We start from the raw sequence: 21,515 nt of genomic DNA, 5'->3' as shown, positions 1-21,515 counted from the left end.
TCCTGACGGGTCAATGATCGTTGGACAGCGCCGTCGCGTCGCGCAGGGCACCCAGCGCAATCAGGTTGCCCAGCGCCATACCCAGCACTTGAGTGCTGTCCAGTTCGGTCAACAGGTTCTCGAAGATATCGCCGAATGCTGATTCTGAGTCGAGGGCTCGATAGAGCCGAGCCGCGGTGCCATCCAGTCGTGTCAGGCGCACACGATCGTGATGACGCACTGCCAGCCAATAGCCCGCACCGCTATCGCCAAGGCCTGCCGCCGGCGCGCCCTGTTCAAGGCTTTGCCAAAGCGCTTCGACATCGTACCGGCAATGGATACAGCGGCTGGCGGGGACCGGCGCCACATGCCGCGACTCGATGTCGATCGTTGCCAATTGTTCAACCGTCAGGGCAGAAGCTTCATCGGCATGACTGACCTCCAATCGAGCACGTTCGAGGCGGCAGATATCGGCAACAAAGCGATAGCGATTGAGACTGGGCAAACTGTCGAGTTGCTCGGCCAGATTCGCTCCGTAGCGATTCAGGCGTGGGTCTGTCGGTGGGGTCTGTTGAACGTAGGCGTTGGCCAGACCGGAAAAGAAGCGCTCACCCAACAGTTGGCGAGTGTGTGGATAGGCCTCAGCGAGAGCCTCGATCAAGCTGGTCCGAATGTTGTTGCGGTAGACATCCAGACCGCTACGTTGACCAAGGTCGGTAGCCGCATCTCCCGGTTGCTGTATCGCGTCGATGAAGCGTTTCTGCCAGTTGGCGAGTTGACTCATTACAGGGCCCTCAAGGCAATGGATCTGGATTCCCGTTCGCCGAATACTCCGCAGCGTTCTCGCCTTGCCAGTTCGGCCTCCTGAAGCCAGCGATCCAGTGCTGGCACATTGTTGTCCCACTCGATCAGGGTCGGTACTTCCGGTGCCATGCGAATGACTTGCCGGTAAAGTCGCCACACAACATCCGAGACGGGGCTGCCATGGTCATCGATATAGAGCGGTGGTGAGGCCTGCTCATCCAGGCTGTGGCCTGCCAGGTGCCATTCACCAATGGCGTGCCAGGGGATATCAGCAAGGTAATTTCCCAGATCTCGCCCGAGGTTGGAGGCACTGATGAAGGCATTGTTGACGTCGAACAACAGGCCACAGCCGGTGCGTTCTACGATCAGGTTGAGAAAGTCGACCTCACGGATGGTATTGATTCCATCGAGGCAGACGTAGAGGCTGGGGTTCTCGACCAGAATGCGGCGCCCAAGGCTTTGTTGAACGCAGTCGATGTTGGCACACAGGAGGTTCAACGATTCTTCTGTCAGAGGCACCGGCAGTAGATCGTTGTAGCTGTGGCCATCGAGGCGGCTCCAGGCCAGGTGCTCGGAGACCAGTATCGGGCGGAGAGTATCGACCAGTTGCCTGAGGCGCTCCAGGTGTCGTGTATCGATTCCCTCGGCGCTACCCAGCGACATGCCAACACCATGCACTGACAAGGGATAACGTCTTGCTAAAGCCTGCAGGCGCTCCTGTGCAGGACCACCGGCATTCATGTAGTTCTCGGCATGCAGCTCAAGGAAATCCGGGCCCCGGTCGATCTCGAGCAGAGTCTCGGCATGCTGATGCTTGAGGCCGATGCCGATAGCGCCGAGGGCCTGGTCAGGACGATTGCAGTGTATTTGAGTCATGGCCATGGAATTCCAGCATCGAAGAAAGACAGGCGTTGGTCACATCGTGTTGGGCATACGATGTGACCAGCGGCGACCGGCTTGCGATCAAGGACGCTCGATTTCGCTCAGACTGCCGTTGCCGTGCGGAGTCTCGATGCTGGTGCAGCTACCCTCAGGAACCAGTGTCCAGGCGTTGCCCTGGTAATCGACGCTGGAAGTGCCTGCGCAGGTGGTGCCGGGACCGGCCTTGCAGTCATTCTCACCGGCGAGGGACACGCCGTAGCACTTTTCCATGGCTTCATGCTCATCTGCAAAGGCACTGGAAGCCACTCCCGCCTGGGCCATGGCTGTGGACAGTACGGCGGCCATCATCATTGAACGTTTCATGTGGTAGATCCTCATGGTCACTAAAGTGAAGCAGCTCGTCATGTGCTGCCTCTCTTGTGTCGACCCGTGAAAGGATTCCTGACATTGGAATTCGATGATGATGGCTATGTATTTAAGGCAATAATTCGTTATATTTGTTGAAGTTTCATAGTTGGTGCGGAAGTTGATGTTTTTTATGGCTGATGTTTCTGCATTTTTGTATTTATACAGTATATAAATCTTTCTTTGGAGATCGAGAATGAGCATCCAGCGTCATGACACCCAGACCCGTATGAGCCGTGCGGTGATTCACAATGGCGTTGCCTGGCTGTGTGGTCAGGTGACCGGCCCGGAGGCGCGTCAGGGGGACATCAAGGCACAGACCGAGAGCATGCTGGCTCGCGTTGATGCCTTGCTCCAGGACATCAACAGCAGCCGTGAGCAGATGCTCAGTGCGACCATCTATATCAAGGATGGAGCGGATTTTGCCGCCATGAATGAAGTCTGGGATGCCTGGGTGCCGGCAGGGCATGCACCGGCTCGCACTTGTGTGGTCGCGCCGATGCCGGCGGACGAACTGCGCGTCGAAATCACGGTTACCGCGTTGGTCAGCGAAGAATAATCACGAGCTACGAGCACGCTACGCTCGAGCTTGAACCCCGAACCCCGGGCTCTTGTCTGCGAACCTCATCGGGTGCACTAGACCGCTCGAGGCTCGCGGCTTCGGCTTACGGCTTCACCCTAGAACGTCCACCTGAGCATTGCCTGAGGTACTGACTCATCGGTGCCTTCAAGGCCGAACTTGTTGTGCCAGTATTGGTACTCGATACCCAGCCCGATGCTGTCAGTGGCGTGCCAGACCAGCTGTGGCTGGGTCAGCACCTGTTCGGCCAGGTCGCCTTCTTCGGTGATGTAGTCGAGAAATCCTTCGAAGGAAAAGGTCTCGGAGCCGAGTTCGAAGGTGCGAGACCACACCAGAGTATATTGCTCGGAGCTGCCTTCGGCGGCGTCGCTCTCATCATTGCGATACAGCGCATGAACCTTGAAGAAATCCAGGCCCGGGACGTCGAGGTCGATACTCAACCCCGCGAGATGCGCGGTTTTGCGCGTTGTTGCGTTGCGGTCGAAGTCGAGTTGCGCGGCAGCGTAGATGCCCTTGACCGGTCCGAAGGACAGGTCGCTGTTGAACAGCTCGCCGAGGTTGCCGCGTACGATCCATTCGGCATGAGCGCTACCGAAGTCCTGTTCCTCATCGCTGCTCTGATCGTAGTTGGTGAGATCGATGAAGAAGAAGCTGTCACCCCAGTTCCAGCCACTGGCATTGGCGAATGTCAGGACGCTGTGGTGGGGGTTGTCGATGGGAAAGCCGGCATCGGCCTCATCCTGATAGTCCCACCCATAGAGGGCTTCAACCTTGGTAGTGCTGTATTGGGCTGCGGCGACCGGAAGAGCGGCCAGCATGGTCGCGCCTGCGACCAGTGACAGACGGATATTCTTCATAGAAATATTTTCCATTGTTTTTGTATTAGCGATCAAAGTATTGGATTTATGTATACATCTTGTCAAATAAATTGATCTCAATTGTTTGGCGTTCCTGTATTCATTGAGTGGTTGCAGCGCTGGTGAAAGGGTGGGTCTTGTGACCAGCAGTGGTTTGCAGGCATATTGAGCCCTGACTCATTGCCAATAACGATTCCCTCAAGACTCAGGGACTCTCCAACGACCTCGGTATCACGGGGCAACAATGCAAGGACACGCCATGACTGCCTGGCTCCCATCACGTCTGTCTGTTTCCATCGCGGGTGTGTTGCTCGTAGGTGCGACGCTGGCTACCTCGGTCGAGGCCCGCGAACTATCCGTTTCCACTGTGCTTTCCGATGCCTTTCCATGGGGACAGGCGGCACAGAAGTGGGCCGATCTGGTTGAAGAGCGTTCCGGTGGTGAACTGACACTGCGTGTCTATCCCAACTCGCAGTTGGTCAGTGGTGATCAGACTCGTGAGTTTTCAGCCATGCGTTCCGGGTTGATCGATCTGGCGGTGGGGTCGACCATCAATTGGTCCCCTCAGGTGCCGGAACTCAACCTGTTTTCACTACCGTTCCTGATGCCTGATGAAGCGGCGGTGGATGCCGTTACCGGTGGCACGGCAGGAGAAATGGTGTTCGACGCAATTGAGTCGCGTGGTGTCGTTCCGCTGGCCTGGGGGGAGAATGGCTTCCGTCAGGTGTCCAACTCGCGTGGAGTGATCGATGAACCGTCGGATCTCGAGGGACTGAAGATTCGCGTGGTCGGTTCGCCGCTGTTCCAGGACACCTTCACCGCGCTCGGCGCCAACCCTACTCAGATGAGCTGGGCTGATGCCAAACCGGCGCTGACCACTGGGGCGGTAGACGGTCAGGAAAATCCGCTGTCGGTATTCGATGTTGCGCGTATCGATCAGGTCGGACAGAGCTATGTCACTCTCTGGAACTACATGAACGACCCGCTGATCTTCGCCGCCAATCAGCAAGTGTGGGGCTCGCTCTCCGACGATCAGAAGACATTGTTGCGTGAGACCGCCATTGAAGCCGGTGCCTGGGAAATCGAGATGACCCGCGAGCAGGAAGCCGAGCGTCTGGCCGCCATCGAGGAGCGTGGAGTTACCGTAACCGAACTGAGCGAGGAACAGCTCGAGGCTTTTGTCAGTGGCACCGCGAGTGTTTACGACAAGTGGGCTCCGCGTATCGGTGAAGAGGTGCTTGAGGCTGCCCGCAGTGATATCGGTACGCCCTGAACTGACGATGCATTGATACTCTGATCGACTCCGGCTCCTGCGACAGGAGCCGGTATCCTGTTTCCCCCTGCAGAATAAACATCCCTGATGAAACGCCCTGACGCTGTTGTTGAACGCGTGCTTGCCACTCTGGCCATTCTGATCATCGGTGTGATCAGCCTCGGCAACGTGGTAGTGCGCTATATCACCGGAGGCTCCTTCGCCTTTACCGAAGAGTTCTCGGTCTTTCTGCTGGTGTTGCTGACCTTTGCCGGCGCCTCGGTGGCACTGCGCACTCATCGCCATATTCGTATCGGACTTCTCGAACGGGCCGTTCCGGCGCGAGTGCGTCCAATATTCATCATCGCCCAGGGGCTGTGCGGTGTGGTGCTGCTGGGTTTGATCACCTGGTTCGGGGGGCGCATGGCCTGGCAGGAGTACCAGTGGCAGTCGCTGTCACCTGGGTTGGGGCTGCCGCAGTGGTGGTATCTGGTCTGGTTGCCGGTATTGTCGGTATTGATGCTGTTTCGCCAGTGCCAGTTGACGCTGGCTCGCCTGCGGGGAGACTTCGCCGATGACGCCTGATCTATGGATGCTGTTCAGTTTCCTGGCGCTGCTGTTGATTGGCGTACCGGTGGCCTTTTCACTTGGTCTGTCCGGGGCAGTGGGAATCTTCGTTGGGCTGTCGCCCAATATGCTCGCCACTCTGGGCACCAACACCTACAACAGCGTGGCCAAGTATCCGCTGATCGCCATTCCATTGTTTATTCTCACTGGGCTGATCTTCGAGCGTGCCGGAGTTGCCGCACGCCTGGTGCGCTTTGCGCAGGCACTGATCGGACCGCGTCATGGCGGCCTGGCCGTGGTAGCAGTGCTGGTCTGCATGATCATGGGCGGGATGAGCGGCTCTGGTCCAGCGGATGCTGCCGCCGTTGCCATGGTCATGCTGCCGAGCATGACGAAGGCAGGCTATCCGCGCCCATTCTCCGCGACATTGATCGCTGCTTCGGCATCCACCGCAATTCTGATCCCTCCTTCAGTGGCGCTGATCCTGTACTCGATCGTGGTGCCGGGAGTGGACCTGCGTGCGTTGTTCGCCGCTGGGCTGTTCCCGGGCATCCTCGCTGGACTGTCGCTACTGATACCGGCCTGGCTGCTGGCGCGTCGCTATGGCTGGGAAGACCCACATGATGTGGAGCGTCCGCCATTGGGTGAAAGTTTCCGCAAGGCGATCCCGGCGCTTTTCGCTCCGGTTCTGATCCTCGGCGGTTTACGTAGCGGCCTGTTCACGCCAACCGAAGCTGCGGTGGTGGCGGTGGCTTATGGCGTGGTCGTCGGTCTTGCATTGACCCGCGAGCTGAACTGGCGCGACCTCTGGGAGCTGTTGGGAGAGGCCGCAGTGATCTCGGGTGTGGTGATGTTGATCATCGCGTTGGCGGGGATCTTTGCCTGGGCGGGCACCACCCTGGGGACCTTCCGTCATCTGGCCGAGTGGGTGATCGGGCTATCGGATAACGGTGCATTGCTGCTGGTGTTGATCATGCTCGCGGTGCTGGCCGCAGGCATGCTGCTGGATGCCATTTCGATCTATCTGATCATGATGCCGATCCTGATTCCGGTGATGCAGCACTTCGGCTGGAATCCAGTGTGGTTTGGCATCCTGCTGGCGATGAATATCGCCATTGGTCAGTTCACGCCTCCGGTGGCGGTCAACCTGATGGTGACCACCGAGGTGGCGAAGATACGACTGGAGCAGACGGTTGGCTGGGCACTGGTGTTTGTCGCCGCCATGGCAACGGCGTTGGCACTGGTGGCAATCTTCCCCGAGATCGCACTGTGGCTGCCACGGGTGTTGGGATATAACGTGTAAGGGGAAGAGGGAAGAGGGAAGAGGGAAGAGGGAAGAGGGAAGAGGGAAGAGGGAAGAGGGAAGAGGGATGACTCTCTATTCTGACTTCTGACTTCTGACTTCTGACTTCTGACTTCTGACTTCTGACTTCTGACTTCTGACTTCTGACTTCTGACTTCTGACTTCTGACTTCTTACTTCTTACTTCTTGATTCTTAATTCTCTCCATCTGTCAGCTGTTCCAACCAGCGCTGGTGTACTGCCAGGCTGGCTTTGTCGAACAGCACGAAACGCACCAGTTGTATGCTCGGGCATGTGGCCAGGCTGGTCAGCACCGTGGATACGGCGATTTCCGTGGCTTCTTCCATGGGATAACCGAATGCGCCAGTAGACAGGGCGGGGAAGGCGATGCGCTGGATGCCGTGCTGTTCGGCGAGTTCCAGTGCCTGGCGGTAGCAGGATGCAAGCAGCTCAGCACTTGGCTCATCCATGCCATATACCGGGCCAAGGCAGTGAATGACATGAGTATTGGGCAGATTGAAGCCCGCTGTGATCACCGCCTGACCGGGCCGGATCGGCGCCTGGGCCTCGCCGGCGCGGGCCAGTTCGGGGCCGGCTGCACGGTGCAGCGCACCAGCCACGCCGCCACCGGTCTGTAGCTGCGCATTGGCGGCATTGACCACGGCGTCGATATCTTCCTGTGCTGCAATATCCGCCTGGACACACTCGACCAGCGGATGCTGAACTGTGGGCATTCTGGACTCTCCAGGAGTTGTCATGGGGCGCAGATATCAGCGTAGCAGCCCGCCAGCTGGCGTCATCAGTATATCCATTGAGGACTTTCTGCATGGTTGACCTCCCCTCAATAGGCAGACGTTGGTTCTCGTGGCGCGATAGAGGGGCGGATCCTGGTGGGATACAGGAAATATAGCGTGTAGCCAGGCGGCAGGGACTCTCGCTGCCTGCTTCGCTCTGAGTCAGCGATAACCAGCCATCAATTCGCGGATCAACGGAGTATCGGCATCGCGAAGGGTGGGAAGCTCGAAGCGGGCTCGGGCAATCGCCTTGCGTGACAGGGTGGCCGTGATCAACATCTGACCATCCTCGGCGCGAGCGAGAAACTCCCCGCGAGGCCCGAGGATGCAGGAGCCGCCCCAGAAGTGGCTTTCGTTCTCGGCGCCGTAGCGATTGACCATGATCACCGGAGTGCCGTAGGTCATCGCGTAGAAGCGCACATTGACGTGCCAGTTCTGCTCGTTGGAAAAATCCTCGCTGACAATGCCCGAGGCGGAGTTGATGGGCGCGCAGAGCAGCGTCGGGCGTGCCAGCAGTGCGGCGTGGACCAGCGCCGGGTTCCACATGTCGGCGCAGATCAGCGGCGTGTTCGACCAGCCTGGTCTCACATCTGTATGGGTCAGCTGGTTGCCGTGGGTAAACCACTTGCCTTCTTCCAGACCACCGTAACTCGGTAGGTTGAGCTTGCGGTGTACCGCGACAACCTCACCGTACTGCAGGATCGCCAGAGCGTTGTAGTATTCGCCGGGGCTTGCTTCCTCGACAAAGCCAACTATTGCCTGCATGTCCCCGCAGGCCGAAGCCAGTGTTTCGAGACGCGGGTCCTCGCGAGGTATGGCGACGTCCATGACCCTGGGGCCTAGACCATAGCCGGTCAGGGACAGTTCCGGGAACACCAGGAGTTCGACATCTTCACCCTTTGCCTGGTCGATGTACTCGAGATGAAGATCGAGGTTGGCATCCAGGTCGGCGAACTCGCAGTTGATCTGGGCGGCGGCTACCTTGATCGAATCCTGATGACGCATGCGTAGCTGACTCCATTGACGGATGGGGGCGAGAAGGATTCCCGGCACAGGCCAGAGGCTGAGTTCCGGAATTTGCAGGTGGATTGGCCGGGGGCCGGTTCACTCGGTGAACGATACCTGGTCATCGGGTCCTCGTCACTGCCTGGATCGCGGAGGTTGCGACGCGTTTTGCTGGTACAGCCATCAAGGCGACACTCGGGGACAGCAAGCTGCCATTCCAGCGCATCAGGTTATCGAAGTCGCCAACCGTTATCACAATGCATTTCTCGCTGCAGGAAAGGAGCGCCTCTATCGGAGAACTAGCGTGATGGCCGGGAGTGTCTATGCTCATTCAGAGGACGGGACCGGGTAGCAGACCCATTCCCTGTTTTCCCGATGCGCATATGTGCCGAATCGTGCGCAGTGGCGAGACAAATTGATGTCCTGTGGTCGATTATTCCATCTACACTGATGGCGTAGCTGGAAGTTATTGAATCATTCAGGTAATTTTCGCGCTGCAAGTAGCATGATGTGGACGCTGCACCACCCGCCAGGGAAGTCAGCAGGGGATCGTCCCGTTACAATATCGAGAATCCAGAATAAAGAGGTATAACCATGAAGCGCCATGCGTTCTCTGCCGCCGCTGTCTCCGGCGCCATTCTTGGAGCCGCCATGTTTGCGTCTCCGGCTATGGCCCAGGAAGAAAAGTTCATCACGATCGGTACCGGTGGACAGACGGGGGTCTACTACGTAGTGGGTCAGTCCATCTGCCGCTTCGTCAACCAGAATGCAGAAGAGACTGGCATCCGCTGTAATGCCCCCTCTACCGGTGGTTCTGTTGCCAACGTCAATGGTATTCGTGGCGGTGAATACACCATGGGTGTTGCACAATCCGATGTGCAATATCAGGCATACAACGGTACCGGCAACTTCGAAGGCAATGCCTACGAAGACCTACGTGCTGTGTTCAAGGTGCATGGCGAGCCGCTGACCATTCTGGCGCGTGCTGATTCCGGTATCGAGACGCTGGATGATCTGGAAGGCAAGCGCGTCAACATCGGTAACCCGGGCTCCGGTCAGCGCAACACCATGGAAGTGGTGATGGATGCCAAGGGTTGGACGCAGGATTCCTTCTCTCTGGCCTCACAGCTTGATGCCGCTGAAATGGCCTCCGCTCTGGCCGATAACAACATCGACGCCATGGCCTATGTCGTGGGCCACCCCAACGGGGCCATCCAGGAAGCCACCACTACTGTGGATTCCCACCTGGTTCCGCTCAACGATGACACCGTCAAGTCGTTGGTCGAAGAGTACCCGTACTATTCCATGTCGGTTATTCCCGGTGGTATGTACAAGGGTAACGACGAGGATGTCGAGACCTTCGGTGTTGCCGCCACGTTCGTGACATCTGCCGATGCCGATGAAGATCTGGTCTACGAAGCCGTCAAGGCGGTCTTCGATAACTTTGATCGTTTCAAGCGTCTGCACCCGGCTTTTGCCAACCTCAAGCCGGAAGAAATGGTCGCCGACGGCCTGTCAGCTCCGCTGCATGAAGGTGCCGCTCGCTACTATCGTGAGCAGGGCTGGATCGAGTAATACGCTCGAAGCTGCATCAAGTGGCATGACTCATACTGCGCGGTCCCCAGGAGGGCGGCCGCGCAGTGCGTTGTGGGCGAGGAGTAATGCCTGGCTGGATGGATTGCTGCATAATCCTGCCCCGTCGTAACGCCGTGCAGTTTCGCTGGGGCGTCATATAGTAAAAGGTGTGGGGATGTTGGAAGGCCTCAGCACGTTCATCAATCTTCTTCAGACAGGGCTTGCTTATGACTGAGGACAAACAGAAAGCCGCGGGGTCCAGTGTGGACCTCGAGGATATGGTCGCATCCAGCGACTCCGGGGCCCGCAATCCCGAGGGTTTTCCGGGCAAGTTGCTGGTTGGCATAGCGGCGGCATGGTCGCTGTTCCAGCTGTGGGTGGCCTCTCCTCTGCCGTTCATTATCGGCTTTGGTGTCTTCAATGCCACGGAAGCACGCTCGATCCATCTGGCCTTTGCTCTGTTTCTGGCCTTCATGGCCTATCCGGCTACCAAGCGTTCGCCGCGTGACCGTATTCCTATTCAGGATTGGATCATGGCGATTGTCGCTGCCAGTGCCGGTGCTTATCTCTTCACTTTCTACGAGCAGTTATCGGCACGCCCTGGCGCTCCGATCATGCAGGACGTGGTGGTCGGTATCATCGGTCTGTTGCTGTTGCTCGAGGCGACACGCCGTGCCCTGGGCCCGCCGCTGACTATCATTGCTTCGATATTCATCATCTATTCTCTGGCCGGCCCATGGATGCCCGGTATCCTTGCCCACCGCGGCGTAAGCCTGCAGGGCCTCGTCAATCACCAGTGGCTGACTACCCAAGGGGTGTTTGGCATCGCGCTGGGGGTCTCCACCAGTTTTGTATTCCTGTTTGTATTGTTCGGTGCCTTGCTCGACAAGGCGGGCGCGGGTAACTATTTCATCAAGGTCGCGTTCTCGTTGCTGGGTCATTATCGCGGTGGTCCGGCCAAGGCCGCAGTGGTGGCATCGGGCCTCACTGGTCTGATTTCCGGCTCATCGATTGCCAACACCGTAACCACGGGTACCTTCACCATTCCAATGATGAAGCGTGTCGGCTTCTCCTCCGAGAAAGCGGGTGCGGTTGAAGTGTCATCCTCGGTCAACGGGCAGATCATGCCGCCGGTCATGGGTGCGGCAGCCTTCCTGATGGTCGAGTACGTGGGGATTTCCTACGTTGAGGTCATCAAGCATGCCTTCCTGCCGGCGCTGATTTCCTATATCGCGCTGATCTACATCGTTCATCTCGAGGCGCTCAAGGCCAATATGCAGGGGCTGGAATCGGCCAACCCGCCCAAGCCGCTGGTGCGCAAGGCGATTGGCTTCCTTGCTGGCCTGCTGTTGGTGATGATCACCGCGCTGGTGGTCTACTACGGTCTGGGTTGGCTCAAGCCGATCCTTGGTGATGCAACGCCCTGGGTTGCGGCAGTGGTACTGGCTGCAGTCTACGTAGGCTTGCTGGCATTGGGCTCCGGTTATCCCGAGCTCGAGTTGGATGACCCCAATACCCCGATCTTCAAGTTGCCTCAGACTCGGCCGACCGTCATGGTCGGGCTGCACTACATCCTGCCGGTTGTGGTACTGGTCTGGTGTTTGATGGTCGAGCGCCTGTCACCCGGCCTTTCGGCATTCTGGGCCACGGTATTGATGATCATCATCATGTTGACACAGCGTCCGATCATGCATGCCTTCCGCGGACGCAGCAATCTGGCAGCTGATTTGCGCGAGGGAGCCATGGACCTGTGGGTAGGTCTGGTCAGTGGTGCACGCAACATGATCGGTATCGGTATCGCTACCGCGACCGCCGGTATCATCGTGGGTGCGGTGTCGCAGACCGGGGTTGGCCTGGTGCTGGCGGACATGGTCGAGATCCTGTCGATGGGCAACCTGATGCTGATCCTGCTGTTGACCGCAGTGCTCAGTCTGATCCTCGGTATGGGGTTACCGACTACCGCCAACTACATCGTGGTCTCAGCGTTGCTGGCGCCGGTCATTGTTCAGTTGGGTGAGCAGAATGGACTATTGGTACCATTGATCGCTATCCACCTGTTCGTCTTCTACTTCGGTATCATGGCTGACGTGACACCGCCGGTGGGGCTTGCCTCCTTTGCGGCGGCGGCGATCTCCAATGGTGATCCGATTCGCACTGGTTTCCAGGCGTTCTACTACAGTCTGCGTACTGCGGCACTGCCGTTCCTGTTCATCTTCAATACTGATCTGTTGCTGATTGATGTCACACCGTTGCAGGGGGTCGTGGTCTTTATCGTGGCGACAGTCGCCATGCTGATCTTTGCCGCGGCAACTCAGGGCTTCATGCTGACGCGCAACCGTTGGTACGAAACCATTCTGTTGTTGCTGGTCGCCTTCACTCTGTTCCGTCCTGGCTTCTGGATGGACAAGATTCATGACCCCTACCGCAGCATTCCGCCCTCGCAATTCGAGCAGGCACTGGGAGATGTGGAGCGAGACAGTAATCTGCGTGTACAGATCAGCGGTCTGGATGCGTTCGGAAAGCCGTTGACGACCTGGATGACGATGCCGATACCGGAGGGAGAAACGGGTGAGGAGCGCTTCCTGAACCTCGGTATGGAACTGGTAGAAAGAGATGGCAAGACCATCGTCGACCTGGTGACCTACGGAAGTGAGGCACAGAAGCTTGGCTTTGACTTCGACCAGGAGATCGTCACGGTACTGGCGCCAGTGGATAGTTGGCGGAAGGAGTTCATGTGGTTCCCGGCACTGCTGGTATTCGGTCTGGTGGTATTGATGCAGCGGCGCCGTCGCGCCAGGCAGATCACCGAGGCTACCGCCTGAGGAGTGAGCGTCATGTACAACAGGATTCTGTTGCCCGTCGACCTCAATGAAGAGGCTTCATGGGAGAAGGCATTGCCGGTCGCGTTGACGTTGTGCCGGACCTTCGGAGCGTCACTGCAGATCATTACGGTGTTGCCGGATTATCGGATGCCGATGGTGGGATCCTACTTTCCGTCTGACTTTGCCGAGAAGGCTCGCAATGGCCTGAAGGAGGTTCAACAACGGTTCGTTGCGGAACATGTGCCGGATGATATTGAAGTGCAGGCTACGGTAGTCGATGGCTCCCCGTGGGAGGCCATCATCAAGGCGGGAAAGCGGATCAATGCCGATCTGATCGTCATGGCTTCGCACACGAAACGTAAGCTCGCCGACTATGTGATTGGCCCCAATGCCGAGCATGTGGTTCATCACAGCAAGCAGTCGGTGATGATCGTGCGCTGATACGCTTCGGCGTTACCCGGCCAGCCTCCTTGCCCAATGGGTGAGGGGGCTATCTGTTTCTGTGGTTTCTGCCCTGCCTGCTGGTTGTATTGAACAGTGGGGCAGAAGGCGCCCTCCTGTCGAACAGTGTGTTCGCAGCCCCAGTTCTACCCCCGAATCCAGTAACCTATGCCACAGATCGACCAGCAACAGGAGAATACATGCGGGCGCGATGCATACGACAGGTCATCCTCGCAGCGGCATTGATGTTGCTGATGTCTCCGGCCATGGCAGCCATTGCACCCCCCAAGGGGCCGGTATTGCTCAAGGTGACGGGCAACATCCACCATACCAATGTCGGCGGTGAGTTGTGGCTGGACCGTGAGATGTTGAAGGAACTGCCGTGGCACACCATCGTGACTGACACGCCATGGCATCGAAAGCCCAGTCGCTTCGAGGGGCCGCTGCTGCGAAGTGTGCTGGAAATGGCAGGCGCCGAGTCGGACATGGTGGAAATTCATGCGTTGAATGATTTTTTCGCCGAACTCCCGGTCAGTGATACCGAGAACTATGATGTGATACTGGCCATGAAGCGCAATGGCGAGCAGATGACGATCCGCCATTTTGGCCCCTTGTTCGTGCTCTATCCCTTTGACGATCACCCCGAACTGAAGAATGAGGCAATCCAGTTTCGCTCGGTTTGGCAGGTCAATCAGATCAAGGTGCTGTAACGTAATGTCTTGTGTGTTGATGGTGATGTCGAGCTACCTCTGGTGGCATTGCTGATCGCTGTCAGGAAGAGGATGGCTCATTTGTGTTGAAAATCCGGCCTCTGGTGCTGTGGTTGAACACCTATCCGTTACGGCTGAAGGTCAGTGCAGGGGCTGCACTGGCATTCTTTGCTGCGGCGATGGTGGTCATGGGACTGGTGGTCTGGCGTCAGGATAGCCTCGCGCATAATGTCGCCGAGGATGCTGCCTGGCACGCCTACAAGCTTGATCGTGATGTGGTTCAACTGCGTAGTCAGGTCCTGTCCATTGACTCTTCTACCCATGATGCCCTGAGCGACGTACGCCTGAGCTTCGAGCTGCTCTACAGTCGCATCAATATCATCCATGGCAGCAATATCATCCGGGTGATCAATATGGTGCCCGGTACACGGCAGAAGCTGGACGATATCGAGCGCCAGTTGGCCGACCTTGATGCACTGCTGTCCTCGACGGAGCGCCTGGGTACTGATGCCATTTCACTGCTCGACCACCGCCTTGTGCAATTGAGCTCGACCAGTGAGCAGTTGTTGATTGCCACCAACGAGAATCTTGCTCGTGTCGCAACGGAGGACCGCCTACGTCTGCAGCAGCTTTATATGCTGCTGATGTTGCTGATACTCGGTATGAGTGCTGCCGGTGGCGTGATGCTGATGATGCTGCTGCGCGAAGCGCGTGACAATGAGGCATCGCGCAAGGCACTGGAAACCCTCAGCGATGAACTGGAAGTCAGTGCTCGGCGGGCGCAATCGGCGAGTCAGGCCAAATCCGACTTTCTGGCGACAGTCAGCCATGAAATTCGGACGCCGCTCAATGGCGTCATCGGCATGAGTGAACTGATGCGCGACCTGCCATTACCGGATCCTGCTGGCCGTTACTCCGACACCATTCACCACAGCGCTCGTCAGTTGATGAGCATGATCGATGACATTCTCGACTTCTCGAAGATCGAGGCCGGGCGCATGGATCTCGATGTACAGCCGGTGGACCTCGTGGCATTGATCAGGGATGCCATGGCGTTGTTCATGCCTCGGGCCGAGGCCAGTGGTATACGTCTGGTTGCCTATCTCGACCCGAAATTGCCGGAGCGGGTCCAGGGGGATCCAGGGCGCTTGCGTCAGGTGTTGCTCAACCTGCTGACCAATGCCATCAAGTTCACCGATGAGGGTGTGGTGCGCTTGTCAGTGCAGGTTGGGGCCCGCCAGAAGATGCTGTTCGAGGTAGTTGACACCGGTCAGGGAATAGAAAAGGCTCAGATCAGCCAGTTGTTCGAGCCGTTCCGTCAGGGCGACCCTACTATTGCTCGCCAGTATGGTGGCTCGGGACTGGGCCTGGCGATCTGCAAGCGTCTGGTTGAGGCGATGAGCGGTACTATCGGCGTCGAGAGTCAGGTGGGGCTGGGTAGTCGCTTCTGGTTCGAGTTGCCGTTGCGAACCTGCAGCGAGGCCGGGGATGAAGCCGCCGAGGCAGCGTTGCCCCAGGCGTATCTCAAGGAGCTGGCCGAGGCCAGATTATTGGTGGTCGAGGACAACCCGGTCAATCAGGAAGTTGCCATGGCCATGCTTGAGCGTATTGGTTGCAAGGCCACATTGGCGGTATCGGGCCATGATGCTCTATCACTCTGCGAGGAACGGCGTTTCGACCTTATCCTCATGGATATCCAGATGCCGGATATCGATGGTCGTGAGGTGACTCGTCGTCTGCGCAGCCATGATGACTGGCGTTCGGAGGTGGCGATTCTGGCAATGACCGCCGGCGGTGCAACCCATGACCAAACCGAATGCCAGGAAGCCGGAATGGATGGCTATCTCACCAAACCGCTACTGACCGGAAACCTGACCGAAGCACTGCGGCGCTATCTGTTGGGGGAATGCCGTCGAGTATTGCCGGTCGTCGTGGAGCCCGGCTACCGAGCCAGCAATCTGCTGAGTGATGAGACGCTGGAGTCGCTGCGTGGCAGTCTCGGTGATGAACGTTGCCTGATGCTGGTTGATCTTTTTCGTGAGCAGGTTGAGGATCGCCTGCAGGCGATTCAGGTAGCGATTGGTCGCGAGGACAGTGACCTGGTTCGCCGTCTCGCGCACCAGCTCAAGGGCGAGTCGGCCGGAGTTGGCGCTGAAGCTGTAGCGGCGCTGGCGGCGCTGATCGAATCACGCTCTCGGGAGCACTCACCTGCGGAGCTGAGTGAATTGGTGGAGCGGCTGCGTCAGGTTTTCGAGGAAACCCGGGTAGCCTTTGATCTGGCTTTCACTCATCAGCCCCTCAGTTGATGGGCAGTCTGAGTCCGGTCCAGTGTCTCCTCAGGCGAATCACAGGATCATCTCCGCCAACGCGGATGGCGAGGTACCACCACCAGGTGCGGGTGATAGTTACCACGGGTGGCGCCCAAAGCCAGTTCCAGGGCCTGGCGGGCAATGGTTTCGTGATCCTGAACGATCGAGTTGATCGGCACTGGCAGGAAATCCAGCAGGCGATTGTCACCGAAGCTGGCCATGGCCAACTGCTCGGGCAGGCCGCCGTTTGCCAACAGGGTGTCCAGTACTCCCTCCAGTAGCGTGTAAGAGGCCGCGACCAGCGCATCGGGCAGACCATCTTGCTCCAGATACTCGGCAAACAATGCTGCGCCCTGTTCACGATCATAGCGTTCAGCACTGATTATGCTGCAGTGGAGATCCCGATTGGCCACCGCTGCCTTGAAACCGGCGCGTCGCTCCATGCTGATCGATAGGTGGGGGACCGCATCCATCCACAGCACGCGCTTGATCCGCGAGTCTTCGACGACGGAAGCAGTAAGCTCCCGGGCCGCGTCTGCATCATTGCTGACCACACTGGCGAAGTGCTGCGGTGCCAGCCCTCGGTCAACACCGATAACCGGCAGGCCATCATTCATCAATTCCAGGTAGAAGGGATCGTCGGAGGGGAGGCAACTGGCAGTGATCAGCGCCTCACAGCGCTGGGCACGCAGTGACAGAGCCAACTCTCGTTCGCTGTCGGAGCGGTCATCGGAACCGACGATCAGCAGTTGGTAGCCATGTTGGCGTGCACCACGTTCGAGGTGTTTGGCCAGCCGGGCATAACTCGAGTTTTCCAGGTCCGGAACGATCAGACCGAGAATGCGGCTCGAGCCACGACGCAGCGCGGCGGCCTGAGCATCGACTCGATAGCCGTGTTCACGCACCACCGCCATGACTCGCTCCACGGTTTCCTCGCGGATGCGCCTTTCACGTGCCTTGCCGTTGACGATATAGCTGGCGGTAGTTCGCGATACTCCCGCCAGTCGGGCGATTTCGGCAAGCGTCATGAGCATGCTCCGGTCGCGTTGTGGCGGCGCGCATGAGCGTTGGTCATCGGGCGTGTCATCGGATGTCCTGTGATCAGCGGGGTGGGCGAGGGCTTCACCGAGTTTCCGCTCGGCATTCTACTATCTTGCCGAATGGCGGGGCTATTGAGCGATGGATTGATGGCTACCCTGCGAAAGTTGTAACAGAAGGTTCTTGCCAATGCAGCTGAATCGTACCAGCATTGATAACATGTTTAGTGACACGATTCAGCAATTCGATTTGGCAACCGCCAGGAGATCCATCCATGCTGACGCTACGTGCTGAAGATATCCGGCTGGCCTGCACAGCCAGTTCATGGCAACAGGCGCTTGATGCAGCCTTCGACACCCTCAGCAGCGCCGGGTTGGTGGAGCAGGGCTATCGTCAGGGGCTTCTCGACCGTGAGTCACAGTCCTCGACCTGGCTGGGCAACGGTATCGCCATTCCTCACGGCACCCCAGCCAGCCGTGATGCGGTGAACAACACCGGTGTTCGTGTGCTGCAATTTCCCGAGGGCGTGGAATGGCACGATGGCAATCGAGTGTACGTGTTGGTCACCATCGCCGCGCAGAGTGATGAACATCTGGATATCCTGCGCAGCCTGACCCATGTTCTCGACCAGGAAGGCGTGGCTCAGCGCCTCGCTGAGGCAGATACCGCTGAAGGCGTCGCCGAGCTGCTGTCGAAGCCGGTGATTCAGCCGCGCCTGGATCGCGAGACTCTGTGTCTGGCGCATGCTGGTGAGGATCTGCTTGAGCTGGGCGTTGCCGGTGCCCAACGTCTGCGTCGAGAGGGACTGGTGGAGGCCGAGTTCATTGCCAGTCTGGTGAAGCAGCAGGCCACGTTTCTCGGGCGCGGGCTCTGGCTGTTCAGCTCGGACCAGGGGGTTGTTACACCGGCATTGTCGCTGGTGACACCAGGCTCTGCGCTACAGCATCAGCAACAGGCGGTGGAGGCAGTACTCTGTCTCGCCACTCAGGGCGAGGCCAGCCGGCCCTTGCTCGACGCGGTTATCGCGCTTCTCGAAGACGACCAGTCAGGTTCATTGCGTGAGTTGGATAGCGATACTCTGTTGGCGCGGTTGGCTGGCGAATCCGCCGATACTGCCAGCCGCAAGGTACGGGTACTCAACGCCCATGGTTTGCATGCCAGACCGGCCAAGGTGCTGGTGCAGAAGGCGCGTGAACTGGCGCTGCCGATCCAGCTACGTCTCGCGGATGGCGGTGGTCAGCCGGTATCGGCAACATCGCTGACCAAGGTCATCGGACTGGGTGCTCGGCGTGGACAGCAGTTGGTGTTGTCCGCGCGTGGCGATGGTGTCGAGCAGGCGTTGGAAGTGTTGGCTGCGGCCTTCACAGAGGGGCTTGGAGAAGAGGTCGTGGCTTTCGATGAGTCTCACCGCTCCCCGCAGCGCATGGATGAGGAACCCGATATCGCCGAAGCGCCCGCGGCCGACACGCCCTTTACCGCAGTGGCGGCATCGCCGGGATTGGCAGTAGCTCCAGTGTTCGTACTGCGTACCCCCTCGTTCGAGTATTCCGAGACCGCCACCGATGCGGGACATGAGCGACAGCGGTTACGTGGGGCGATTGCTGCCGGGGCCTCCCAGCTCAAGCATCTGGTTGCCGGCACTGCTGGCGGCGAAGTCGCAGCGATTCTGTCGATGCATGAGGAGATGCTGTCCGATCCTGAGCTCGAGCAGGCGGCGTCGGAGGGCATTCAGGAAGGGCTTTCCGCCGAGGCCGCCTGGTGGCGTGCCATTGATGCGGCAGCGAGTGCCCAGGAGCAGCTGGCGGATCGCCTGCTGGCCGAGCGTGCCGCCGATCTGCGCGATGTTGGTCGTCGCGTGTTGGGTGTGCTCTGTGACGTGCGTCTGCCGGAACCTCCCGAGACTCCGTATGTGCTGGTCACGGATGATATCGGTCCGTCCGATGTAGCGCGCCTTGATACCCAGCGGGTACGCGGCATCCTGACCGCGCGCGGTGGGGCGACTGCGCATAGCGCGATTCTGGCTCGAGCGCTGGGGATCCCGGCGGTGGTCGGCGCCGGGAGCGGTGTGCTGGCACTGAGGGATGGCGACGAACTGTTACTCAACGGCGAGAGTGGCCGAGTGGTGGTGGGAGCCTCGCAGGAGCGCCGACAGCGCTTCGTGGTTCAGATGGAGCAGCGTGACAGCCTGGCCCGGGAGGCCTGGGAGGCACGTTTTGAACCTGCCATGACCGCGGACGGAACACGCATTGAAGTTGCGGCCAATCTCGGTAATACCGCCCATGCGCTGGACGCGGTATCCCGGGGAGCTGAGGGCGTCGGACTGCTGCGTACCGAGTTTCTGTTCATGGCCCAGGCGGATATGCCGGACGTGGCTACCCAGGAGGCACTGTACCGCGAGGCAATGGATGCGTTGGATGGCCGCCCGCTGGTGGCGCGCAGCCTGGATGTGGGCGGTGACAAACCGCTGTCGTACTGGCCGCTTCCTCAGGAGGATAACCCCTTCCTCGGACTGCGTGGTATTCGCCTGGCGTTGACGCGACCCCGGGTATTGCGTGATCAGTTCACGGCGCTGGTCAAGGCCGCTGATGGCAGGCCTCTGCGCATCATGCTGCCGATGGTCAAGGACGTTGCCGAGTTCCGTGCTGCGCGTCGACTGTTCGATGAAGTGCTGGCCGAGCTGGGCGTCGAGTATGATCATGAGGCGTTGCAATTGGGGGTGATGATCGAGATTCCCTCCAGTGCCCTGCTGGCGCCGAGCCTGGCCAGTGAAGTCGATTTCTTTTCGGTGGGCACCAATGATCTGACTCAATACACCCTCGCCATCGATCGCGGCCATCCGCAGCTTTCGGCGCAATCCGATGGCCTGCATCCGGCGGTGTTGCGCTTGATCGAGATGACCGTTCAGGCCGCCCATGCCCATGGCAAATGGGTAGGGGTATGCGGTGAGCTGGCCAGTGATCGTCAGGCCGTGCCGGTGTTGGCCGGTTTGGGCGTCGATGAGCTGTCGGTCAGTGCTCGCCAGGTGCCGATGGTCAAGATGCATCTACGCGGAGTGAGCATGGATGACGCTCGCCGTCAGGCGCAGCTGGCACTTCAGCAGCCGACCGCTGAGGCGGTTCGCGATGCTCTGGAGACAAGTGCTCTGGAGACAGGTGCATCGGAGACAGGTGCATCGGAGGCGCAAGGATGAGCCGCTCCTGCAAGGTTCTGACGATCTCGCCCAATCCGGCCATCGACCTCAGTGTGGCGCTCGACAGCCTGCAACCAGGTACCGTCAATCGTGCGACTTCCATGCAGATGATGGCGGCTGGCAAGGGCGTCAATATGGCCCGAGTATTGGTGTCACTAGGCCATCAGGTCACCGTCAGCGGCTTTCTGGGCATCGATAACGAGGCACCCTTCATCGAGGCTTTTGCCGCGCTTGGGGTTGAGGATGACTTCCTGCGTCTGCCCGGCGCCACGCGCATCAATACCAAGCTGTCCGAGGCAGAGGGGCGGGTCACGGATATCAATGCGCCGGGTCTGGCGATTGACCAGCGGAGCTGGGACGACCTGATCAAGCGAGTCGAGCAGCAACTGCAATCACCACTGCGTCGGCCGGATGCGGTGATGATCGGCGGTAGCCTACCGCCGGGTGTTGCCGTTGAGGCCCTGGCGGAGCTGATTCGTTGCATCCGTCAACATGATCTGCCGGTATGGGTAGATACCAGTGGCGATGCACTGGCCGCTGCCGTTGAAGCCGGGGCCTCGGCGGTCAAACCCAACCGCGAGGAGCTGAGCGAGTGGGCGGCAACGCCACTGCTGGACGACGATGCCACGTCTTGTGCGGCGCAGGCGCTGTCGGATCGCGGCCACGACCACGGCGGGCTGGCCCACACACTGGTGTCGTTAGGTGCACAGGGGGTGCTGTGGCTTGCTCGTCACGGCAGATGGGATTCCCGGCCACCCGAAGTCAAGGTGACCAATACCGTGTGTGCCGGTGACACCCTATTTGCCGCCATGCTGCATGCCGTATTGACCGATATGTCACCAGAGGATGGCTTGCGGCTGGCCACAGCGCTGTCCGCTGAGGCGGTCCGTCATCCCGGCGTCGGCGATATTCACGCCAACGATTTTCACCATCTTCTTGAGCATACCAGGGTGCGTCGTCTCAGCGATGCCGCCACCGGGGGAGCATTTGTATGAGCACAAGT

At 58.9% G+C, this 21,515-nt stretch carries 18 protein-coding genes; 11 read left to right on the top strand and 7 right to left on the bottom strand.

Going from position 1 to position 21,515, the window contains the following annotated elements; genetic code table 11:
- Window positions 1-10 precede the first annotated feature (10 nt).
- The 3 genes from AR456_RS15355 to AR456_RS15345 all read right to left on the bottom strand — a co-directional run bounded on the left by AR456_RS15355 (window position 11) and on the right by AR456_RS15345 (window position 2,028).
- Window positions 11-763 (bottom strand): HvfC/BufC family peptide modification chaperone, encoded by a 753-nt coding sequence (locus AR456_RS15355; protein WP_021818463.1) that lies wholly within the window; start codon window positions 761-763, stop codon window positions 11-13.
- On the bottom strand, window positions 763-1,659 hold the full coding sequence (gene bufB, locus AR456_RS15350; RefSeq protein ID WP_081694633.1) for an MNIO family bufferin maturase: 897 nt from the start codon (window positions 1,657-1,659) through the stop codon (window positions 763-765). Before bufB ends, AR456_RS15355 begins: the two co-directional genes overlap by 1 nt.
- Before the next feature lie 87 nt (window positions 1,660-1,746).
- Window positions 1,747-2,028 carry a BufA1 family periplasmic bufferin-type metallophore gene (locus tag AR456_RS15345; protein WP_031207508.1) on the bottom strand — a complete coding sequence of 94 codons (282 nt, stop codon included), beginning with the start codon at window positions 2,026-2,028 and terminating at the stop codon, window positions 1,747-1,749.
- A gap of 238 nt (window positions 2,029-2,266) precedes the next feature.
- On the opposite strand from AR456_RS15345, the gene AR456_RS15340 reads away from it, so the two are divergent.
- A complete protein-coding gene (locus AR456_RS15340) occupies window positions 2,267-2,629 on the top strand; it encodes a RidA family protein (protein ID WP_021818466.1) in 363 nt (120 codons plus the stop codon).
- A gap of 119 nt (window positions 2,630-2,748) precedes the next feature.
- On the opposite strand, the gene AR456_RS15335 is transcribed toward AR456_RS15340, so the two are convergent.
- Window positions 2,749-3,507 (bottom strand): outer membrane protein OmpK, encoded by a 759-nt coding sequence (locus AR456_RS15335; RefSeq protein ID WP_021818467.1) that lies wholly within the window; start codon window positions 3,505-3,507, stop codon window positions 2,749-2,751.
- 259 nt (window positions 3,508-3,766) lie between these two features.
- Here AR456_RS15335 and AR456_RS15330 point away from each other — a divergent pair, with 259 nt between their 5' ends.
- From AR456_RS15330 to AR456_RS15320, 3 genes are all read left to right on the top strand, one after another.
- Entirely contained in the window at window positions 3,767-4,780 is a 1,014-nt protein-coding gene (locus tag AR456_RS15330) for a DctP family TRAP transporter solute-binding subunit (protein WP_021818468.1), read from the top strand.
- An 87-nt stretch (window positions 4,781-4,867) separates the two neighbouring features.
- Window positions 4,868-5,344, top strand: coding sequence for a TRAP transporter small permease (locus tag AR456_RS15325; protein WP_021818469.1), 477 nt, complete (start codon window positions 4,868-4,870; stop codon window positions 5,342-5,344).
- Window positions 5,334-6,629, top strand: coding sequence for a TRAP transporter large permease (locus tag AR456_RS15320; protein ID WP_021818470.1), 1,296 nt, complete (start codon window positions 5,334-5,336; stop codon window positions 6,627-6,629). The genes AR456_RS15325 and AR456_RS15320 overlap by 11 nt, the downstream gene beginning before the upstream one ends.
- A 193-nt stretch (window positions 6,630-6,822) precedes the next feature.
- Here AR456_RS15320 and AR456_RS15315 read toward each other — a convergent pair whose 3' ends face one another.
- A complete protein-coding gene (locus tag AR456_RS15315; protein WP_021818471.1) occupies window positions 6,823-7,362 on the bottom strand; it encodes a macro domain-containing protein in 540 nt (179 codons plus the stop codon).
- Between the two features lie 222 nt (window positions 7,363-7,584).
- Complete coding sequence (locus AR456_RS15310) at window positions 7,585-8,427, bottom strand: nitrilase-related carbon-nitrogen hydrolase (RefSeq protein ID WP_021818472.1); 843 nt, start codon at window positions 8,425-8,427, stop codon at window positions 7,585-7,587.
- Between the two features lie 594 nt (window positions 8,428-9,021).
- Here AR456_RS15310 and AR456_RS15305 point away from each other — a divergent pair.
- The 5 genes from AR456_RS15305 to AR456_RS15285 all read left to right on the top strand — a co-directional run bounded on the left by AR456_RS15305 (window position 9,022) and on the right by AR456_RS15285 (window position 16,281).
- Window positions 9,022-10,002 (top strand): TAXI family TRAP transporter solute-binding subunit, encoded by a 981-nt coding sequence (locus tag AR456_RS15305; protein WP_021818473.1) that lies wholly within the window; start codon window positions 9,022-9,024, stop codon window positions 10,000-10,002.
- A gap of 227 nt (window positions 10,003-10,229) precedes the next feature.
- Complete coding sequence (locus AR456_RS15300; protein WP_021818474.1) at window positions 10,230-12,824, top strand: TRAP transporter permease; 2,595 nt, start codon at window positions 10,230-10,232, stop codon at window positions 12,822-12,824.
- A 12-nt stretch (window positions 12,825-12,836) separates the two neighbouring features.
- Window positions 12,837-13,265 (top strand): universal stress protein, encoded by a 429-nt coding sequence (locus AR456_RS15295; RefSeq protein ID WP_021818475.1) that lies wholly within the window; start codon window positions 12,837-12,839, stop codon window positions 13,263-13,265.
- Between the two features lie 200 nt (window positions 13,266-13,465).
- Window positions 13,466-13,975, top strand: a complete 510-nt coding sequence (locus AR456_RS15290) for a putative pterin-binding protein (RefSeq protein ID WP_021818476.1) — start codon at window positions 13,466-13,468, stop codon at window positions 13,973-13,975.
- An 86-nt stretch (window positions 13,976-14,061) separates the two neighbouring features.
- A complete protein-coding gene (locus tag AR456_RS15285; RefSeq protein ID WP_236995515.1) occupies window positions 14,062-16,281 on the top strand; it encodes a sensor histidine kinase in 2,220 nt (739 codons plus the stop codon).
- Window positions 16,282-16,328: 47 nt separating this feature from the next.
- Here the strand turns inward: AR456_RS15285 and cra are convergent, their stop codons facing one another.
- Window positions 16,329-17,312, bottom strand: a complete 984-nt coding sequence (gene cra / locus AR456_RS15280; RefSeq protein ID WP_021818478.1) for a catabolite repressor/activator — start codon at window positions 17,310-17,312, stop codon at window positions 16,329-16,331.
- 284 nt (window positions 17,313-17,596) lie between these two features.
- On the opposite strand from cra, the gene ptsP reads away from it, so the two are divergent.
- Together ptsP and AR456_RS15270 are read left to right on the top strand one after the other, a co-directional pair.
- On the top strand, window positions 17,597-20,512 hold the full coding sequence (ptsP, locus tag AR456_RS15275) for a phosphoenolpyruvate--protein phosphotransferase (protein WP_021818479.1): 2,916 nt from the start codon (window positions 17,597-17,599) through the stop codon (window positions 20,510-20,512).
- Window positions 20,509-21,507, top strand: coding sequence for a 1-phosphofructokinase family hexose kinase (locus AR456_RS15270; protein WP_021818480.1), 999 nt, complete (start codon window positions 20,509-20,511; stop codon window positions 21,505-21,507). Before ptsP ends, AR456_RS15270 begins: the two co-directional genes overlap by 4 nt.
- Window positions 21,508-21,515: the final 8 nt, after the last annotated feature.

The sequence above is a fragment of the Halomonas huangheensis genome (assembly GCF_001431725.1).
Taxonomy (GTDB): Bacteria; Pseudomonadota; Gammaproteobacteria; order Pseudomonadales; family Halomonadaceae; genus Halomonas; species Halomonas huangheensis.
Note: the sequence above shows the minus strand (reverse complement) of the source record. Positions and strands in the feature narration are given on the sequence as shown.

Excerpts from the sequence above, each read along its gene's own strand:
- AR456_RS15355 (WP_021818463.1), bottom strand. The coding sequence starts at position 763 with ATGAGTCAACTCGCCAACTGGCAGAAACGCTTCATCGACGCGATACAG.
- bufB (WP_081694633.1), bottom strand. The coding sequence starts at position 1,659 with ATGACTCAAATACACTGCAATCGTCCTGACCAGGCCCTCGGCGCTATC.
- AR456_RS15345 (WP_031207508.1), bottom strand. The coding sequence starts at position 2,028 with ATGAAACGTTCAATGATGATGGCCGCCGTACTGTCCACAGCCATGGCC.
- AR456_RS15340 (WP_021818466.1), top strand. The coding sequence starts at position 2,267 with ATGAGCATCCAGCGTCATGACACCCAGACCCGTATGAGCCGTGCGGTG.
- AR456_RS15335 (WP_021818467.1), bottom strand. The coding sequence starts at position 3,507 with ATGAAGAATATCCGTCTGTCACTGGTCGCAGGCGCGACCATGCTGGCC.
- AR456_RS15330 (WP_021818468.1), top strand. The coding sequence starts at position 3,767 with ATGACTGCCTGGCTCCCATCACGTCTGTCTGTTTCCATCGCGGGTGTG.
- AR456_RS15325 (WP_021818469.1), top strand. The coding sequence starts at position 4,868 with ATGAAACGCCCTGACGCTGTTGTTGAACGCGTGCTTGCCACTCTGGCC.
- AR456_RS15320 (WP_021818470.1), top strand. The coding sequence starts at position 5,334 with ATGACGCCTGATCTATGGATGCTGTTCAGTTTCCTGGCGCTGCTGTTG.
- AR456_RS15315 (WP_021818471.1), bottom strand. The coding sequence starts at position 7,362 with ATGCCCACAGTTCAGCATCCGCTGGTCGAGTGTGTCCAGGCGGATATT.
- AR456_RS15310 (WP_021818472.1), bottom strand. The coding sequence starts at position 8,427 with ATGCGTCATCAGGATTCGATCAAGGTAGCCGCCGCCCAGATCAACTGC.
- AR456_RS15305 (WP_021818473.1), top strand. The coding sequence starts at position 9,022 with ATGAAGCGCCATGCGTTCTCTGCCGCCGCTGTCTCCGGCGCCATTCTT.
- AR456_RS15300 (WP_021818474.1), top strand. The coding sequence starts at position 10,230 with ATGACTGAGGACAAACAGAAAGCCGCGGGGTCCAGTGTGGACCTCGAG.
- AR456_RS15295 (WP_021818475.1), top strand. The coding sequence starts at position 12,837 with ATGTACAACAGGATTCTGTTGCCCGTCGACCTCAATGAAGAGGCTTCA.
- AR456_RS15290 (WP_021818476.1), top strand. The coding sequence starts at position 13,466 with ATGCGGGCGCGATGCATACGACAGGTCATCCTCGCAGCGGCATTGATG.
- cra (WP_021818478.1), bottom strand. The coding sequence starts at position 17,312 with ATGACGCTTGCCGAAATCGCCCGACTGGCGGGAGTATCGCGAACTACC.
- ptsP (WP_021818479.1), top strand. The coding sequence starts at position 17,597 with ATGCTGACGCTACGTGCTGAAGATATCCGGCTGGCCTGCACAGCCAGT.
- AR456_RS15270 (WP_021818480.1), top strand. The coding sequence starts at position 20,509 with ATGAGCCGCTCCTGCAAGGTTCTGACGATCTCGCCCAATCCGGCCATC.